The sequence below is a fragment of the Rhizobium azibense genome (assembly GCF_004342325.1).
GTDB lineage: Bacteria > Pseudomonadota > Alphaproteobacteria > Rhizobiales > Rhizobiaceae > Rhizobium > Rhizobium etli_B.
This window is the reverse complement of sequence record NZ_SMBJ01000007.1, coordinates 110696-128493: the sequence shown is the minus strand read 5'-3', so window position 1 is coordinate 128493 and position 17798 is coordinate 110696. Positions and strand designations below refer to the sequence as shown.

The window sequence follows — 17798 nt, the reverse complement described above, 5'->3', positions numbered from 1 at the left end:
TCGCCGTCCAGAGCCTCTAAATCTTGTTTCAAAGGAAACGATGATGACGCTTTTGATCATTGCCTATCTCGGCGGGGCGCTGACTATCCTCAGCCCCTGCATCCTGCCCATCCTTCCCTTCGTCTTCGCACGTGCAGGAAAGCCGTTTCTCCGCAGCACGCTGCCTATGCTTACCGGCATGGCGGCTACATTTGCCGCCGTCGCGACGCTGGCGGCTGTTGGCGGCAGTTGGGCGATCAACGCCAATGAATATGGCCGGCTTGCCGCTCTCGCGTTGCTTGCCGTATTCGGCATCAGCCTGATCTCACCGCGCGCAGCGAGCCTCATCACCCGGCCGGTCGTGGAGTTCGGCAGCCGCCTGGCCAATGCCTCCGGCAAGGCCGGCACCGTCCCCACCGTCGCAAGCTCGCTGATCCTGGGCATCGCCACCGGCCTGCTTTGGGCGCCCTGCGCCGGGCCGATCCTCGGCCTTGTGCTGACGGGTGCAGCACTGCATGGCGCCAATCTTGAAACAAGCTTGCTGCTTGCCGCCTATGCCGCCGGCGCTGCCACCTCGCTTGCCTTTGCGCTATTGATCGGAGGCAAGGTCTTCGCCGGCATGAAACGGTCGCTCGGCTTCAGCGAACGGATCCGTCAGATCCTGGGCGCCGCCGTTCTGGCCGGCGTCACCATTATCGCGCTCGGCCTGGATACCGGCCTTTTGTCAAGACTGTCGTATGCCAGTACCGCATCCTTCGAACAAACCGTCCTCGACCGGCTGCGCACCAACGCGGGCGCCGCGTCGCAGGTCGCTATCAATTCCAACGTGATCCCGGTGAGCACCGCGGCGCCGTTTCGGTCAAATCTGCCTGTCGAAGGCCCTGCACCTTCACTGAATGGGGCTGTGGAATGGTTGAACTCGCCGCCGCTCGCTACCGGACAACTGCGCGGCAAGATCGTGCTCATCGACTTCTGGACCTATTCCTGCATCAACTGCATCCGCACCACGCCCTTCGTCCGCGCCTGGTACGAGAAGTACAAGGACCAGGGTCTTGTCGTGGTTGGTGTGCACGCCCCGGAATTTGCTTTCGAAAAGAAGATCGACAACGTCAAGCAGGCCGTAAGCGACTTCAAAATTGGTTACCCGGTCGCGATCGACAACAACTACAAAATCTGGCGCGCGTTCGACAACAGCTATTGGCCGGCGCATTACCTGATCGATGCGAAGGGCCAGATCCGGTACCACCATTTCGGTGAAGGAAACTACCGACAGACCGAGCAGGCAATCCAGGATCTGCTGCGCGAGGCAGGTAGCGAGACGAAGGCTGGCTCACCCGTAGCGCCGAATGCAAAAGGCGCCGAGGCAAGCCCGGATCTGAAGCACATTCGTTCCGGCGAAACCTACCTGGGCTACCAACGCGCCACGGGTTTTGCATCGACGGAAGCTCTTCGCGCCGACGCGTCCCAACTGTATTCGCTCAGCAGTCCCGGCCTGAACGAATGGGGCCTCTCCGGAACCTGGACGATCCGCGCGGAACAGGCGGTTTTGGACCGACCCGATGGCAGCATCGCCTACCACTTCAGCGCCCGTGACCTGCATCTGGTCCTTGGTCCCGGCCATTCGGGAAAGCCTGTCCGCTTCAAGGTGACGATCGACGGGAAAGCACCTGGAGCAGATCACGGCGCCGATGTTGATAGCGATGGCAACGGCACTGTCACCTCTACGAAGCTCTATCAGCTCGTCCGCCAAGCCGGCGATGTGGAAGCACGAAACTTCGAGATCCGCTTCCTCGACCCGGGCGTCGAAGCCTACGCCTTCACCTTCGGCTGAACCGATAGCCTTCCACCTGAACGAAAGGAGCAAGTCTCATGAATCGCCGTACAATCGCCGCTCTTGCCATCGCTTTTTCCACCGGCGTTATCGCCTATGCGGCCCAGGCTGCCGAGGTGAAGAACATCGTCATCGTCCACGGCGCGCTCGCCGACGGTTCTGGCTGGCGCAAGGCAACCGAAATTCTCGAAAGACGCGGCTTCAATGTCACAATAGTCCAGGAGCCGATCACCTCGCTTGCAGACGATGTCGCCGCGACCAACCGCGTTCTTGACCTTCAGGAAGGACCGAGCCTGCTCGTCGGTCACAGCTACAGCGGCATGGTCATCACCGAAGCAGGAAACAGACCGGACGTCGCCGGACTCGTTTATGTTGCTGCGTTCCAGCCGAAGAAGGGCGAAAGTCTCCTCGACCTCGCCGGATCTAAGCCGCCAGCTGGCAACGGCATCAAGCAAACGAAGGACGGCAAGTACCTCTACCTCGAGCCCTCCGCCTTCGCGAATGACTTCGCTGCCGATCTGCCAAGGGAAGACGCGGCGTTTCTGGCTAAAAGCCAGGTGTTCGCCTCCAAGGATGCCTTCGCCGCCAAGGTTGGCGAGCCGGCATGGAAATCGAAGAAGAGCTGGTCGATCGTTGCCACGCAGGATCGCTCGATCAACCCTGATCTCGAACGTAATATGGCACGGCGCGCCGGCAGTCAGATCACCGAGATCGCAGCAAGCCATGCCGTCTTCGCTTCGCAGCCGGAGAAGGTCGCCGATGTGATCGAGGAAGCTGCTCGTCAGTCTGCGGAATAGGATTTCGCATCGATACAAGGATGTTCAGCCGCTCCGAAAACGGAACGGCTGAAGTGCATTCAGGATACGCCAGGCTCGAACCATCGATCGATCCCAGAACACAGGCAAGACCCGCCCGCAAAATCTGCCCGCCCTTCGGCGTGCCAACGGGCCGCAAAGGTGCGTAGGCGATCTTTCATGGCAATCGACAATGTCAAAGCTCGACGACGATATATTCGTCAAAACATATCCCTAGCCAATGCTGCTGATATCGATATATTCCTTTGAATATTTCGAAGGAGAATCGAAGATATGCATCGTCGCCGGCATTGGATGAAACGGGTGGTCGCGATCATGGCCTGGATTGGCGCTGCAGGGCTGGTGCCGCAGCCCGCAGGCGCGGCAGACCGAATTGCCGTCTTTGCGGCAGCGAGCCTCAAGAATGCGCTTGACGCCGCAAATGCAGCCTGGGCCAGGGAAAGCGGCAAGGAAGCCGTCGCTTCCTATGCAGCGAGCTCCGCACTCGCCAGGCAGATCGAAAGTGGCGCACCAGCCGATATCTTCATCTCCGCTGATCTCGACTGGATGGACTACATCGCCGGAAAAGGCCTGATCCGGAAGGACACCCGCGCTGACTTGCTTGGCAACCGCATCGTGCTGGTAACCGCAAGCGATAAGGCAAAGCAGGTCGATATCAAGCCCGGTTTCGATCTTTCCGGGCTTCTGGGTGATGGCAGGCTTGCGATGGGAGAAGTGAAATCCGTCCCCGCCGGCAAATACGGCAGGGCCGCACTCGAAAAGCTCGGCGTGTGGGCATCGGTCGAGCCGAAGATTGCCGGTGCGCAAAGCGTGCGTGCCGCTCTTGCGCTCGTCTCGCGCGGCGAAGCACCATATGGGATTGTCTATCAGACAGATGCAGCGGCAGATAAAGGCGTCGCAATCGTCGGCATGTTTCCAGCCGATTCGCATCCGCCGATCATTTACCCTGTCGCGGTGCTTGCCGCCAGCAAGAACCCTGACGCCGTTGCCTATCTGAAGTTTCTGAAGTCGGCTATCGCCACTCCCTTCTTTACCGCTCAGGGCTTTACGATCATGAAGTGAGTGGGGATTTCATCCTGCACCTTCGAACCGGTTTTTTGGAGATACCCAATTTGGACTTTGGCCTGAGCAATGACGAATGGACGGCAATCTTGCTCAGCCTGCGGGTTTCCGTTGTCGCCATGTTGGCGAGCCTGCCGCTCGGCATTGCGGTTGCGCTGCTTCTTGCCCGCGGCCGCTTCCATGGCAAGGCTGTTGTCAATGGCATAGTGCATCTGCCGCTGATCCTTCCGCCCGTCGTCACCGGCTTCATTCTTCTGATCCTCTTCGGCCGCAGGGGACCGATCGGCAGCTTCCTGGACCAGTACTTCGGGATCGTCTTTTCCTTCCGTTGGACGGGCGCAGCTCTCGCCTGTGCGGTCATGGGGTTCCCGCTGATGGTCCGGAGTATCAGGCTTTCGATTGAAGCGATCGATCGCAGGATAGAAGAAGCGGCAGGCACCCTTGGAGCGAGTCCGTTATGGGTTTTCCTCACCGTCACACTGCCGCTGACGGCCCCTGGAATCGTCGTCGGCATGATCCTGTCCTTTGCCAAGGCCATGGGCGAATTTGGAGCAACCATCACCTTCGTATCGAACATCCCAGGTGAGACGCAGACGCTGTCGGCCGCCATCTACACATTCACGCAGGTTCCAGGCGGTGACGCCGGCGCTATGCGCCTTACGCTGGTTGCTATCGTCATCTCCATGGCAGCGCTGCTGACGTCTGAACTCATGGCGAATCTCGCGGGCCGGAGGATGGACCCCGAATGACGCTCACCATCGAAACCAGACACCGTTTCGGCGCATTCACCCTTGATGCAGCCTTTACCTCCGAAGTCGGCGTGACGGCCCTCTTCGGCCGGTCCGGTTCGGGCAAGACCTCGATGATCCGCATCATTGCCGGCCTCGTCCGGCCGGATGAAGGCCGGGTTCTCCTTGACGGTACGCCATTGACCGACACGGCCAAAGGCATCTTCGTTCCCCGCCATCGCCGCCGCTTCGGTTATGTCTTCCAGGACGGCAGGCTCTTCCCCCACTTGAGCGTTCGAAAAAATCTCTCTTATGGAAGCTGGTTTGCACCGAAGGTTTCCCAAACCGGCAACTTTGACCATATCGTCGATCTACTCGGCATCGAAAGCCTGCTCAATCGAAGTCCTTCCAACCTCTCAGGTGGAGAAAAGCAACGGGTGGCGATCGGCCGCGCGCTGCTTTCCTCTCCGCGTCTTCTGCTCATGGACGAACCGCTCGCAGCTCTTGATGAGGCCCGCAAAGCAGAGATCCTGCCCTATCTCGAACGTCTGCGTGACGAGACGCAGATTCCGATCGTCTACGTCAGCCATTCCATCTTGGAGGTGGCACGCCTGGCCAATCAGGTGGTCGTGATGCGTGATGGCAAGGTTGAGGCGTCAGGCCGCGCGACCGATGTCCTGAGCCGTCCTTCGGCGGCCGAAGACCGGCGCGAAGCAGGTGCCCTTCTGGAAGGCGCAGTCGAAAGCTTCGATGAGAAACATCGCCTTGCGACGCTCGCGTTGAAGGCGTCCCGCCTTTACGTGCCCGGTGCCGCGGTGCCGCCGGGCAAGCGCGTTCGCGTCCACATCCCTTCTCGCGATGTCATGCTGGCGACCGTCAGGCCGGAAGGTTTGAGCGCGTTGAATATTATCGAAGGCATCATTCGGCAGATAACGCCTGCGGAAGACGGAACGGTCGAGGTGAAGATCGACTGCGGAGGCGATATCATCCTGTCACGCATCACGGCACTGTCCGTCGAGAGGCTCGATCTGGTGCCGAACAAACCCGTCTTCGCCGTCATCAAGACAGTCGCACTGCAGCCTTGACTATCTCCTCACCGCCTCGGCCTGACTGCGGTTGCCTTCCAGCCAGGCAAGATCACCCGCAAGCGCTGTTCGCATGGCGTCTTCCATATGCCGGAATCGCGACAAAAGCTCCTCTCCGAATGGCGTCAGCGCCGCACCGCCACCCCTCTGGCCACCGCGCTGGGATTCGACGACCGGCGCCTTGAACATGCGGTTCATGTCGCTGACGAGCAACCAGGCGCGCCGGTAGGACATGTCCATCGCCCTGCCGGCTGCCGAGATCGAGCCAGTTTCGCGGATGTGCTCCAAAAGTTCCATCTTGCCACGGCCCAGGCGATCCTCGTGCGGAAAGCTGATACGCAGGATGGGAACGAGTTGATGTCTGGCGGTACTGTCCATTCGGTTCTGCAGTTACAAGAAATTGAAGCCACTTTACGCTTGGCCGTTGGCGCTGTACACAGCCGCCTTGCTGCCGGTAACGACATAAATCTTGAACGCGAATTCAAGTCTTCGCGAAATGATAACCGGCTCGTGTCTTGAAAGATTAACGGTTTGATGCCTATCTTAACCATGATTTGGTTCGCCCAAATCAGTGATGCGCATGTTCTGTTATTGCAGGAAAGGAAAAGCACTGACAACAGTACACGCCAAGGGAAGAACGCTCGCCGTTATCCCGAAGAGCCTGGAACGTGGCGCCGATGCTGCCGCCCGCGCTCTGCAAGCTGTCCTCACGAGCCTTGAGGACTCCAAAGCTGAAGATATCGTAACCATCGACATTGCCGGAAAATCTGCGCTGGGGGACTATATGGTCGTCGTCTCCGGCCGATCGAACCGCCATGTCCTGGCGATCGCGGATCATCTGCTTACCGACTTGAAAGACGAGGGCTTTGGCGCAGCCCGCGTTGAGGGCAAGGACGGCGGTGATTGGGTCTTGATCGACACCGGCGATATCATCGTGCACGTTTTCCGCCCCGAGATCCGCGAGTTCTACAACATCGAAAAGATGTGGGCAGCGCCGGATATGGACGAAGAAACGCGGCACTGACCGGCGGCCGGCTTGTCCGGTGCCTGAGACGCGGCAGTAACCAGGCCGGAAACACGAGAACCCGGCCCAAAGCCGGTATTGTGCCCTTGCGGCGCATGACAGGAGCGGATGAATGCGGGTTGGTCTTTTTGCGGTGGGACGGCTGAAATCCGGCCCCGAGAAGGATCTTGCGGCCCGTTATTTCGACCGTTTTGCCAAGGCCGGTCCTGCGATCGGTCTTGAGTTCTCCCGCGTTGTCGAGGTTTCGGAAAGTCGCGCCTCCAATGCAGAAACGCGCAAGCGCGAAGAGGCGGCCCTGCTTCAAAAGACGCTGGCTGAGGGCAGCATTCTCATTCTTCTCGACGAGCGCGGCAAGACGTTGGACAGCGAAGCGTTTGCCAAAGTCCTCTCCAGCTATCGCGACCAGGGAAAACGGGATCTGATGATTGCCATCGGCGGAGCCGATGGCCTTGACCCGGCGCTTTACGAGCGTGCCGACATGACCTTATGCCTCGGCAAGATGACCTGGCCGCATCAGTTGGTGAGGACGCTCATTGCCGAACAGCTCTACCGTGCGGTCACAATTTTATCCGGTCACCCCTATCACCGCGTCTGATCAGTCACGCAGCCGTGCTTTGCCAACCGTGTCCTTCTGCGCCAATCTTTCTGGCAAATGACGCCAAATCGGCATAGTCTGCGCGCGATTTGAAAGTTAGCTCTGAACCCCGCATGAAAACTGCCCGCAAGCGAAAGCGACTGATCCTGCCCGCATTCGCGGCTGGCCTCGGCGCGACAGTCATTTTCGCCCAGTTTGATGTTGGGAAAGATGGGGCGTTCGCCCAGAATGCAGCGGTTCCAGCACCTGCGGCCGGGACGTCTGAACAGGTCGATCCGGCATTGCAGGACCCGGCTGCCGAGCTCAGAAAAAAACGTGACGAGACCCGCACCGAGCTCGAGACCTTGTCAAAGTCGATCAATCTTTCGTCAGATAAGGTGATGGCACTGCAAAAAAGCATCGCCGATCTGGACAAAAGCAGCACGAACATCCGCCAGGCGCTGATCGATTCCGCCGCGCGGCGCAAGACGCTTGAAAGACAGATCCTCGAAAGCGAAAAGAGACTTGCCGACCTTGGCATCAAGGAAGACGTTATCCGCCGCTCGCTTCATGAGCGGCGAGGATTGCTTGCCGAAGTGCTCGCCGCCCTTCAACGCATGGGCCGAAATCCGCCGCCCGCGCTGCTTGTGACGCCGGATGATGCGCTTGCCTCGGTGCGTAGCGCCATCCTGCTGGGCGCCGTCGTGCCGGGCATGCGCAAGGAGACCGATAAGCTTGCAGCAGATCTGGGCAACCTGGCGGCCCTTCAGGCTGAAAGCGTGATGGAAAAGACAAATCTCACCGCCACGATGACGAATGGTATCGAGGAGGAGCGGCGCATGGACCTGCTGCTTTCCGAAAACGACAAGCTAAGCCGCAGCAACGCTGCCGATCTGGAAGCAGAAAAGAAGCGCTCTGAGGAATTGGCAGGCAAAGCGACAACGCTCGAAGGCCTCGTGGCTTCGATGGAATCCGAGATTGCCTCCGTGCGCCAGGCCGCTGAAGCAGCAAGGCGCGAAGAAGAGAACCGGAAGCTTCTCACGGACGAGCAGCGGGCACAGGCCAGGGCACTTGCCGATAGCGGTGTGCCCGATAAAAACCGTATTGCGCCCGCATATCCGTTCGGAGAATTGAAGGCGAAATTGGAGCTGCCCGTGGCGGGCGATATTCTGCGCCAGTTCGGCGACGCCGACGGCACTGGGCACGAGGCCATGGGAATGACGCTGGCCACCAATCCGGATACGGTGGTGACTGCGCCGGCGGATGGACTGGTGGTATTTGCCGGCGCCTTCCGCAGCTACGGCCAGATGATCATCCTCGATGCAGGCGAGGGCTATCACTTGGTCCTCTCCGGAATGGACATAATCAGCACGCGCCAAGGAAAATTCGTTTTCGCAGGCGAACCGCTTGCGGTGATGGGTGCAAAAAGAGTCGCGAGCGCAACAGCATTGGCGCTGGAAACCAACCGGCCAACGCTTTACATTGAATTTCGAAAAGACGGAAAACCGGTCGATTCCCGGCCGTGGTGGTCCGCCAAAGACACTGGAAAGGCACGCAATGATTCGTAGGGCTTCTCTTGTTCTGGTCGGCGCATTGATGGGTGCGACCGCCATGAGCGTCATTTATGCGGCGGGAGTGCCGGCCGAAGCGGCCGGGGCATCCACCTACAAGGAACTCTCCGTGTTCGGGGACGTCTTCGAGCGCGTCCGCGCCCAGTACGTCACGCCGCCGGCAGAAGACAAACTGATCGAAAATGCCATCAACGGCATGCTTTCATCCCTCGATCCGCATTCGAGCTATATGAACGCCAAGGATGCCGAGGATATGAGCACCCAGACGAAGGGTGAATTCGGCGGTCTCGGCATTGAAGTCACGATGGAAGACGAACTCGTCAAGGTGATCACGCCGATTGACGATACGCCGGCGGCCAAGGCAGGCGTTCTTGCCGGCGATTTTATTTCCGAGATCGACGGCCAGTCGGTCCGCGGACTGAAGCTCGAAGAAGCTGTCGAAAAGATGCGCGGCGCCGTCAACACTCCGATCAAGCTCACACTCATCCGCAAGGGCGCCGATAAGCCGATCGAGTTGACGATCGTTCGCGACATCGTCGCGGTACAGGCCGTCAAGTCCCGCGTCGAGGATGATGTCGGCTATCTCCGGGTCATCTCCTTCACCGAAAAGACCTATCCGGATCTCGAAAAGGCGATCGCCAAGATCAAGGCGGCGGTTCCGGCCGACAAGCTCAAGGGTTACGTGCTCGACCTGCGCCTCAATCCCGGCGGCCTGCTCGATCAGGCGATCAAGGTTTCTGACGCTCTGCTGCAGCGCGGCGAGGTGGTCTCGACCCGTGGCCGCAATCCCGACGAAACCCGTCGCTTCAATGCCGGCCCGGGCGATCTCACGGATGGCAAGCCGGTGATCGTGCTCGTCAACGGCGGCTCGGCTTCCGCTTCGGAAATCGTGGCCGGCGCCCTGCAGGATCTACGCCGCGCGACCGTTCTCGGCACGAGGTCCTTTGGCAAGGGTTCCGTCCAGACGATCATTCCGCTTGGCGAAAACGGCGCACTGCGGTTGACGACCGCGCTCTACTACACGCCGTCGGGCCGCTCGATTCAAGGCACCGGCATCACGCCGGACATCAAGGTCGAAGAGCCGCTGCCGGACGATCTGAAGGACAAGATGGCAACCGAAGGCGAATCCAGCCTGCGCGGCCATATCAAGGGTCAGAGCGAGACCGATGAAGGCTCAGGTTCCGTCGCCTATGTCCCCCCGGATCCGAAGGACGACGTTCAGTTGAACTATGCGTTCGACTTGCTTCGCGGCAAGAAGACCGACCCGGCCTTCCCCCCGAATCCGGACAAGGCGGTTTCCGCGAAGTGAACATCTTGGGTCATCAGGCCGGATTTTGATCCGGCCTGATTTTTTGCTGTTTCCCGGTTTTGGAGCGGGCGAGGAAATTGGGAACGGATTTGCATGCACCACTGGGCCAGAACCGCAAGGCTGGCAAGCGGCCGAATATCCTGCGGATCGGCCGGATTGCCGCCAGCCTCTGCCTGATCACGATCGGCGGCTTTTCTCTCTACACGATGCTCAGTGACGATGGCCTTCAGCCGACAAGGCCGCCTCTGGCCGATCAAGCGGCCTCACCACCGACGGATACCGTCCAGCCCGCCCCCACGCAGAGCCAGACGGCAAATGGGATGTCGCGCTCCGATCCGCATTCCGGTGCGAATATCGAGCGGATGGTGACCGGAGACGGCTCGGTCGTGACCAAATACAGCCCGCGGCCACGCGACGACAAGGGTCCGGCTCTGGTGGACGCCATGCAGGTCGGCCAGGATCCGCGCATGGCAGCGATGCCCAATGAGAGCCTTCTGGAGGACAGCCCGTTTGGCCGCCTACCCGTCATCGGACCGGATGGCCGTCGCCCGATGGATCAGTATGCGCGTCCGTGGTCCGGCGCCCGCGGCACCCGCGTTGCGATCGTGGTGAGCGGTCTCGGCCTCAGCCAGACGGGTACGCAGCGCGCCATCAAGGAGCTTCCTGAGGAAGTCACCCTCGCATTCGCCGCCAGCGGCAATAGCCTGCAGCGTTGGATGCAGGAAGCGCGACGCAGCGGCCATGAAATCCTCCTGCAAGTTCCACTGGAGCCCTTCGATTATCCGGCGAACGACCCCGGCCCCGGGACGCTGCTTACCTCGAAGTCGCCAGCAGAAAATATCGAAAACCTGCATCGCGCGATGGCCAAAATCACCAACTATACGGGCATCATGAACTATCTGGGAGGACGCTTCCTCTCCAATCCCGATGCCATGGAGCCGGTGATGCGCGACATCGGCAAGCGGGGCTTGTTGTTTCTCGACGACGGTTCCTCCGCGCAATCGAAGACGGACGCTGTAGCGAAGGGAACGGAGCTTGCCCATGCTTTCGCCGATCTGCAGCTCGATGGTCAGGTCGATGTGAACGCCATCCTGCATAGGCTTGACGAGCTCGAGCGCGTTGCCAAGCGCAACGGCCAGGCAATTGGCGTTGCAGCGGCTTTCGACGAGAGTATCGAGGCAATATCCAAATGGAGCGAAGAGGCAGGAATGCGCGGCATTGAGATCGTCGGTGTTGCTGCCCTTGCTGCGGATGCTAAAAATCCTTGAGGAGCACCTCCGTGAACCAGGCGACAATCAAAGCCGAAGACCTTCCCTACCGGCCCTGCGTCGGCGTGATGATTCTTAACCGCGACGGGCTTGTATGGGCAGGCCGGCGTGTCCCGGTCGGCAATTCCGAATATGATGGCTCACCACAACTGTGGCAAATGCCGCAAGGTGGTATCGACAAGGGCGAGGATCCGCTCGAAGCGGCATACCGCGAACTGTACGAGGAAACCGGTATCAGAACGGTGACCTTGCTCGCGGAGGCGAGCGATTGGATCAACTATGATCTGCCGCCGCAGCTGATCGGCATCGGGCTCAAGGGAAGGTTTCGCGGCCAGACGCAACGCTGGTTCGCCTTCCGCTTCGAAGGCGACGAAAGCGAAATCAGGATCAACCCGCCGCCGGGAGGCCACGAGCCAGAGTTTGACGCCTGGGAGTGGAAATCCATGCACGAGCTACCTGGGTTGATCGTGCCTTTCAAACGGGCCGTCTACGACCGGGTCGTATCGGAATTCAGCCATTTGGCTGACCTGCGAGCGGCGGGCTGACGGCGGCAGCGGTCTCCCGGCCTCAGAACCAATTTTCCGGTTTCCGAGCAAGCGAAGACGCCAGGGCTTGTACGAGGATGATTTTGGACCTTCCAGTTCAACCTCGGTAATTTGAAGAAAGCGGGATTGTCGCCGGCAAGTCTTGCAACGGCATGCCTTTGCCGCTTCCCTTTTCCCATCCTGTTCAACATAGAAAATTTCAATGCGATGAAGGCTCTGCAGTGGATCAAGGCTGGGCGGCTGCAGTAGACGCGGCCACTTTCCAGGACACCGGGTTGTCGTAAAGTTTCGAGCCGGAGAGCAGCTGAGAGCGAAGCCAACCCTGTTCAAAATTTCCTTCGCAGCCACTATACTGTCTGCCTTGGACGGGAGAGACTTTCATGCGTCCATTAGCCCAATGCCAAGCGTTATTGGCCGCGGTTCTGGCGGGCACCGCCGCCGTGGTTTCGACATCTGCGTGCGCGCAGGATCGCCTCAGCGAGCGTGCAGCGATGATCGAAACAATCAATTTGCACGCCCGCTCAGCGCCGTCAGCCGTCGAGGGCCAGGGCATTGACCCGGTGGTGCTGAAGACGATGGGAAAAGTGCCGCGCCACTCCTTCGTGCCCGAGGAGCTGCGCGGGGCGGCCTATCGAGATCGACCGCTGCCGATCGGATACGGTCAGACGATCTCGCAACCCTTCATCGTCGCGCTGATGACCGACCTGATCAACGTCGGCCCTGGTGACGTCGTCCTCGAAATCGGCACTGGATCGGGCTATCAGGCAGCCGTCCTGTCGCCGCTCGCAGCAAAGGTCTACTCGATCGAGATCATACCGAAACTGGGCGAACGGGCAGCCTCCCTGCTTGCGGAGCTCCACTTCGACAATGTCGAGGTGAAGATAGGCGACGGTTACTATGGCTGGCCCGCACACGCGCCATTCGACGGAATCGTGGTCACTGCCGCTGCCAGCCACATCCCCCCGCCGCTGGTAGAACAGCTCGCAAGGGGCGGGCGGATGGTCGTCCCCGTCGGGGGTCCTTTCGCGACCCAGTTTCTGATGCTGGTCGAGAAGCGCGTGGACGGAAGCATTACGACCCGGCAGCTGCTGCCGGTGAGCTTCGTACCGCTGAGGGGAGGTCAGGCCCGATGAGAATGGGTCGCCTGGTGCCGGTCGGTCTCATATCGGCGGCGACCCTTGCCCACGAGGTGCTACTGATGCGGTTCTACTCGATCATTCAGTGGCATCATTTCGCCTATATGATCATCAGCATCGCGCTCCTTGGCTTCGGCGCGAGCGGCACGTTGCTTGCGCTCGCCCGCCGCCCCCTGGTTAAACGTTATCCCGAAGCGTTCGCAGCATCGGCGGCCCTGTTCGGCATTACTGCGGTTGCCAGCGTCGCTACCGCCGAACGGCTCCCGTTCAATGCCCTCGAAATTGTCTGGAATCCGGGGCAGCTCGGCTGGCTCGCGGCCAGCTATGCTCTCCTGGTCCTGCCGTTCTTTTTCGGTGCTAGCTGTATCGGCCTTGCCTTCATCCGCCACCCTGGCCAGATTGGACGCGTCTATTCCTTCGACTTGGTCGGCGCAGGGGTCGGTGCGCTGGGCACCGTCGGGCTCTTGTTTATCGTCCCTCCTCCTGTGGCGCTGTGCTTCGTGGCAGCGCTGGGATTTGCCGCAGCTGCCCTCGCCGCGACGGGCATGGCTCGTCATCGGTGGCCCGCCGTGGGCGGCTTGGGAGTTGCAGTCCTGGTCATCGGCGTGTGGCTACCACCGTCCTGGGCGGCCCCTGGCCCGCACATGTCGCAGTACAAGGGCCTACGCATGGCCCTCGAAGTGCCGAACGCACGAGTGGTCGAGGAACGATCAAGCCCCTTGGGACTGCTGACGGTCGTCGAGAGCCCGACCGTGCCCATCCGCTACGCGCCGGGCCTCAGCCTCGCCAACACCCAAGAGCCGCCCGCCCAACTCGCCGTCTTCACCGATGGCGACAGTATTACGGCGATCACCGCCTTTAGCGGCGATCCGGCGACGGTCGCTTATCTCGACCGGACGACGGCCGCGCTCCCGTACCGCATCCTTAAGCGGCCGCGAGTCCTGATCCTTGGTGCCGGCGGCGGCGAACAGGTGCTGCTCGCGCTGCGCGCCGGAGCCGACATCGTGGATGCCGTTGAGCTCAACCCGCAGATGATCGATCTTGCTCGCAATCGTTTCGCTGACTTCGCCGGCCGCATCTTTAGCCGCCCGAATGTGCATCTGCATTTAGGCGAGGCGCGCGCCTTCGCCGCGGCCACTGGCGAGCGTTACGACCTGATCCAGATGCCGCTCCTTGACTCATTCAGCGCCTCCGCGGCCGGCGTACAGACCATGCATGAGAACTATACCTATACACTGGAGGCGCTGCGGGATTATCTCGCGGTGCTGAGACCGGGTGGTATCATCGCCATCACGCGATGGCTGCGGGTGCCGCCACGTGACATTCTCAAGTTGTTTGCCACCGCTACGGCAGCGCTTGAAGCTGACGGCGTGACCGAGGCCGGCCAGCAGCTTGCGCTGATCCGCAGCTGGAATACCGCAACACTCCTCGTCGCCAAGTCGGCGTTCACCGGCGAAGACGTCGAAGCCATCCGCAGCTTCGCGTCCGATAACTTCTTTGACATTTCCTGGGCGCCTGGCATCTCGTCGACGCAAGTGAACCAGTACAACCAGCTCGACCGGGAATATCTTTACGAGGGAGCCCTGGCTCTCCTCGGCCCAGAGCGGACCGACTTCATCGAGCGCTACAAGTTCGATATTGCACCCGCCACTGACGATCGCCCTTATTTCTTCGACTTTTTCCGCTGGCGCGCCCTGCCCGAGCTCCTAACGCTGCGCACCCAAGGTGGGGCTGCGATGCTCGATTGGGGTTACCTGATCCTGGCGACGACGCTCGTCCAGGCCACGATCCTCAGCGTCGTCCTGATTCTGCTGCCGCTCTGGCTTGGCCGGCAAGCACTCGCAAGAGGAGTACCTCGGCTGCGCTTCGGGCTCTATTTCCTTGCGTTGGGCCTGGCCTTCCTCTTCATCGAGATTGCCTTCATCCAGCGCTTCGTGCTGTTCCTCGGCCATCCGCTTTACGCTGTCGCCGTCGTACTTGCGGGATTCCTTGCCTTTGCGGGTCTCGGCAGCGCCGTAGCCGCACGCTGGATGGCGCTGGCCGGAGGCGGATCACCGGTGCGCGGCATTGCACTCGCCGTCGTTGTGATCGCATGCCTTTGTGCCACCTACCTGCTTGCGCTGCCTTCGGTATTTGAACGGCTACTGGCGCTGACGGATGCCGCAAAGATTTCGATCGCACTCCTGATGATAGCGCCGCTTGCGGTCTTCATGGGCATGCCCTTTCCCCTTGGCCTTAGTCACGTTGGCACCTGCTCGCAGGCGTTCGTTCCCTGGGCATGGGGGATCAATGGCTGTGCGTCGGTGTTGAGCGCGATCCTCGCCGTCCTGATTGCCATGCATATCGGGTTCACTGGCGTCGTTGTGATCGGCACCATCCTTTATCTTGTCGCCCCGGCCCTGCTCGCCGGGGCGGGGGACCGGTACGATCAGAAGACGCCGCCTGGCCTTGTTCCGGATCGAAATCGTGCGCCAGCTGGACCAATAGCCAAAAAACCCGATCCGGCTGGCGAGTGGGCCGATCGAATCCGGGAGGGGATGATGTCCTTAGCCCTCGTCGCACATTGCGACTGGAGCATCGATCGGCAGAAACGCTGGAAGTGCGTCGCTGTTTGCGACGGTAGCCGTTGGATAATCTCGGCGCCGGAGCCCGTCAGTGATACGGCGACATTACTGCCCCGGCTACGGCAGCGTGCCAAAATCGATGGTGCGACGCTTGTAGGCTTCGACTTTCCGATTGGACTGCCAGAAGCCTATGGCAGGGCGATCGGTCTTTCTTCTTTCCGCGAGGCATTGCAGACCTTCGGCACGGGTTCCTTTGCCGAGTGGTACATGGTCGCCGAGCATCGCAGCCAGATCTCGCTGCACCGGCCATTCTATCCAATGCGTCCGGGCGGCACGCAACGCCAGCATCTTTTCGACGCGCTGGGAGTCGCGACAGGCGCCGATCTTCTCCGGCATTGCGAGCGTGCCACTGGCGAGCGAGGAAATGCCTGCATGATCTTCTGGACGTTGGGCGGCAATCAGGTCGGCAAGGCGGCGATAACCGGTTGGCGAGAAATCATCGTCCCCAACCTTGATGAGATCGCCCTGTGGCCCTTCGACGGTGGGATCGATGTCCTGGCGCATCCTGGCGCCACCATCGTCGCCGAGACCTATCCCGGCGACGTCTACGGCCAGATCGGCATCTCCCGTCGACCCCTATGGAGCAAACGGCAGCAATCGGGGCGCCGATCCATCAGCCACCATCTCACGCGTTGGCTGGATGCGCGCCCGCAGGTCGACGGGACGGCGATACTCGACGCCATCTCCGACGGATTTGGCTCAGAAAGGACCGGCGAGGACCGTTTCGACGCGACGGTCGGCCTGTTCGGTATGCTCGATGTGGTCGACGGCTATCGTAGCGACGGCGCATCGGATGATCGGGTTATTGGTCAGTGGGAAGGTTGGATCCTCGGCCAGGCAGGCGCAGGGGGCGAGGGTTTTTGACGATGTGGACGGCACCCTTGAGAAAATGCCGTTGTTCGCACGCGGCGACGGTCATTTTGCCGCAATCCCAGCCACGGTCGCAAGGACCAACCTCAATGCTTGAACGGCCTTGAACCGTCGATTGAACCCGACGCGCCGTTATCAGCGGATCGACCGACGACGGGAAGTTTCAAGCGCCAGCGTCAGAGCAAGGAAGATCATTCGCTTTGGCGGACGGGGCAGGCGCGATGGAAAGAGCACCGTGCCGGCAAATTTGGAGAAGACTTGGATCGAAGATCCCGATCTTCGCTCCAACATCATCGAGCGTCACCGGCACCCACAATGGAAATAGCCGACCTCTTGCGTGCATAAGGTCATCGATGGCGCAAGGACCGGCACGTCCAGGAAAGAAGGATTTGAGAGAAATTGACCGGAATGACCTGGGGACCTGGGTGCAGCGCTCGCTCGAACACGATCCCATCCTGCCGCAACACCCGCCCTCGACTTGAAAAGCCAACCGGCTGCACTTTTTGCGGCCGGCTGGCTTTTGACGGTTACTCACTCGGCGTCGTTGGCCGAGTCCGCGTTCAGCTGGCCATATTTGGATTCGCCGATCTTCTCGAGGAGGTCGAGCTGCGTTTCGAGGAAGTCGATATGCCCTTCCTCATCGGCAAGGAGCTCCTCGAATAGCTTCATGGAGACATAGTCGCCGGCGTCATGACAGATGTCGCGCGACTTCTTGTAAGCCGTGCGGGCATCATACTCGCCGGCAAGATCGGCTTCCAGAACCTCCTTGACGTTCTGGCCGATGCGCAAGGGCGCAAGCGTCTGCAGGTTCGGATGCCCCTCAAGGAATATGATGCGCGCGACAAGGCGGTCGGCATGGTGCATCTCTTCAATGGATTCGGCGCGCTCCTTCTTGGCGAGCTTGGTATAACCCCAGTCTTCCAACAGCCGGTAGTGAACCCAGTATTGATTGACTGCGCCGAGTTCGAGGAACAGTGCCTCGTTAAGCCGCTCGATGACCTTTTTGTCGCCTTTCAATGTCCGCTCTCCTGTTTTCTTCATGGAATTGTTTCAGGCGGGACATGAAATCAAATATCTCGTCGTCCGTCGAGTCGCGGCGGGCATGATATTCTTCAGTCGTCCGGATGATGATATCGACGACGTTGGGGAAACAGCCGCAGCAACGGCCGCGCTTTTCCATGGCATGATAGACCTTCGCAGGCACGATAAGCTGCCAACAGTCTTCATCGAGAAGGTCGTTGATGACCTCCCGGATTTCCTGGTCGGTTATATAGTTGCAGCTGCAGACGAGCACGTCTTCATTCCAAACATGACACTGACTATCGTGTTTTCTGCTAAAGAAGATGGTGGCTGTCAAGAAAAAAATCGAGGTGGAAG

General features: G+C 60.2%; 16 protein-coding genes. 13 read left to right on the top strand and 3 right to left on the bottom strand.

Annotated features, from left to right (window positions below):
- Window positions 1-40 precede the first annotated feature (40 nt).
- From EV130_RS18675 to modC, 5 genes are all read left to right on the top strand, one after another.
- On the top strand, window positions 41-1810 hold the full coding sequence (locus EV130_RS18675; RefSeq protein WP_132552264.1) for a cytochrome c biogenesis protein DipZ: 1770 nt from the start codon (window positions 41-43) through the stop codon (window positions 1808-1810).
- 38 nt (window positions 1811-1848) lie between these two features.
- Window positions 1849-2607, top strand: a complete 759-nt coding sequence (locus EV130_RS18670; RefSeq protein ID WP_074062942.1) for an alpha/beta fold hydrolase — start codon at window positions 1849-1851, stop codon at window positions 2605-2607.
- Window positions 2608-2898: 291 nt separating this feature from the next.
- Window positions 2899-3687, top strand: coding sequence for a molybdate ABC transporter substrate-binding protein (modA, locus tag EV130_RS18665; RefSeq protein WP_132661085.1), 789 nt, complete (start codon window positions 2899-2901; stop codon window positions 3685-3687).
- A 50-nt stretch (window positions 3688-3737) separates the two neighbouring features.
- On the top strand, window positions 3738-4436 hold the full coding sequence (modB, locus tag EV130_RS18660) for a molybdate ABC transporter permease subunit (RefSeq protein WP_132661082.1): 699 nt from the start codon (window positions 3738-3740) through the stop codon (window positions 4434-4436).
- Entirely contained in the window at window positions 4433-5500 is a 1068-nt protein-coding gene (gene modC, locus EV130_RS18655) for a molybdenum ABC transporter ATP-binding protein (RefSeq protein WP_074062945.1), read from the top strand. Before modB ends, modC begins: the two co-directional genes overlap by 4 nt.
- Here the strand turns inward: modC and EV130_RS18650 are convergent, their stop codons facing one another.
- Window positions 5501-5878 carry a winged helix-turn-helix domain-containing protein gene (locus EV130_RS18650; protein ID WP_074062946.1) on the bottom strand — a complete coding sequence of 126 codons (378 nt, stop codon included), beginning with the start codon at window positions 5876-5878 and terminating at the stop codon, window positions 5501-5503.
- Between the two features lie 202 nt (window positions 5879-6080).
- Between EV130_RS18650 and rsfS the strand changes: the two genes are divergently transcribed.
- The 8 genes from rsfS to EV130_RS33415 all read left to right on the top strand — a co-directional run bounded on the left by rsfS (window position 6081) and on the right by EV130_RS33415 (window position 16415).
- Complete coding sequence (gene rsfS / locus EV130_RS18645) at window positions 6081-6524, top strand: ribosome silencing factor (RefSeq protein ID WP_074063386.1); 444 nt, start codon at window positions 6081-6083, stop codon at window positions 6522-6524.
- Between the two features lie 112 nt (window positions 6525-6636).
- Window positions 6637-7119, top strand: coding sequence for a 23S rRNA (pseudouridine(1915)-N(3))-methyltransferase RlmH (rlmH, locus tag EV130_RS18640; RefSeq protein ID WP_132661079.1), 483 nt, complete (start codon window positions 6637-6639; stop codon window positions 7117-7119).
- 140 nt (window positions 7120-7259) lie between these two features.
- A complete protein-coding gene (locus EV130_RS18635) occupies window positions 7260-8666 on the top strand; it encodes a murein hydrolase activator EnvC family protein (RefSeq protein ID WP_207900889.1) in 1407 nt (468 codons plus the stop codon).
- Window positions 8656-9978, top strand: coding sequence for a S41 family peptidase (locus tag EV130_RS18630; protein WP_074062949.1), 1323 nt, complete (start codon window positions 8656-8658; stop codon window positions 9976-9978). Before EV130_RS18635 ends, EV130_RS18630 begins: the two co-directional genes overlap by 11 nt.
- Window positions 9979-10055: 77 nt before the next feature.
- Complete coding sequence (locus EV130_RS18625) at window positions 10056-11246, top strand: divergent polysaccharide deacetylase family protein (RefSeq protein WP_132661073.1); 1191 nt, start codon at window positions 10056-10058, stop codon at window positions 11244-11246.
- 11 nt (window positions 11247-11257) lie between these two features.
- On the top strand, window positions 11258-11791 hold the full coding sequence (locus tag EV130_RS18620) for an RNA pyrophosphohydrolase (protein WP_132552260.1): 534 nt from the start codon (window positions 11258-11260) through the stop codon (window positions 11789-11791).
- A 380-nt stretch (window positions 11792-12171) separates the two neighbouring features.
- A complete protein-coding gene (locus EV130_RS18615) occupies window positions 12172-12924 on the top strand; it encodes a protein-L-isoaspartate(D-aspartate) O-methyltransferase (RefSeq protein WP_132552259.1) in 753 nt (250 codons plus the stop codon).
- On the top strand, window positions 12921-16415 hold the full coding sequence (locus EV130_RS33415; RefSeq protein WP_245520076.1) for a spermine/spermidine synthase domain-containing protein: 3495 nt from the start codon (window positions 12921-12923) through the stop codon (window positions 16413-16415). The genes EV130_RS18615 and EV130_RS33415 overlap by 4 nt, the downstream gene beginning before the upstream one ends.
- 537 nt (window positions 16416-16952) lie before the next feature.
- Here the strand turns inward: EV130_RS33415 and bfr are convergent.
- Window positions 16953-17438 carry a bacterioferritin gene (gene bfr, locus EV130_RS18600; protein ID WP_074062954.1) on the bottom strand — a complete coding sequence of 162 codons (486 nt, stop codon included), beginning with the start codon at window positions 17436-17438 and terminating at the stop codon, window positions 16953-16955.
- Window positions 17404-17778, bottom strand: a complete 375-nt coding sequence (locus EV130_RS33410) for a (2Fe-2S)-binding protein (RefSeq protein WP_074063387.1) — start codon at window positions 17776-17778, stop codon at window positions 17404-17406. Before EV130_RS33410 ends, bfr begins: the two co-directional genes overlap by 35 nt.
- Window positions 17779-17798 lie beyond the last annotated feature (20 nt).

Bases quoted from the DNA above. Each gene is read 5' to 3' on its own strand.
- EV130_RS18675 (WP_132552264.1), top strand. From the start codon at position 41: ATGATGACGCTTTTGATCATTGCCTATCTCGGCGGGGCGCTGACTATC.
- EV130_RS18670 (WP_074062942.1), top strand. From the start codon at position 1,849: ATGAATCGCCGTACAATCGCCGCTCTTGCCATCGCTTTTTCCACCGGC.
- modA (WP_132661085.1), top strand. From the start codon at position 2,899: ATGCATCGTCGCCGGCATTGGATGAAACGGGTGGTCGCGATCATGGCC.
- modC (WP_074062945.1), top strand. From the start codon at position 4,433: ATGACGCTCACCATCGAAACCAGACACCGTTTCGGCGCATTCACCCTT.
- EV130_RS18650 (WP_074062946.1), bottom strand. From the start codon at position 5,878: ATGGACAGTACCGCCAGACATCAACTCGTTCCCATCCTGCGTATCAGC.
- rsfS (WP_074063386.1), top strand. From the start codon at position 6,081: ATGTTCTGTTATTGCAGGAAAGGAAAAGCACTGACAACAGTACACGCC.
- rlmH (WP_132661079.1), top strand. From the start codon at position 6,637: ATGCGGGTTGGTCTTTTTGCGGTGGGACGGCTGAAATCCGGCCCCGAG.
- EV130_RS18630 (WP_074062949.1), top strand. From the start codon at position 8,656: ATGATTCGTAGGGCTTCTCTTGTTCTGGTCGGCGCATTGATGGGTGCG.
- EV130_RS18615 (WP_132552259.1), top strand. From the start codon at position 12,172: ATGCGTCCATTAGCCCAATGCCAAGCGTTATTGGCCGCGGTTCTGGCG.
- EV130_RS33415 (WP_245520076.1), top strand. From the start codon at position 12,921: ATGAGAATGGGTCGCCTGGTGCCGGTCGGTCTCATATCGGCGGCGACC.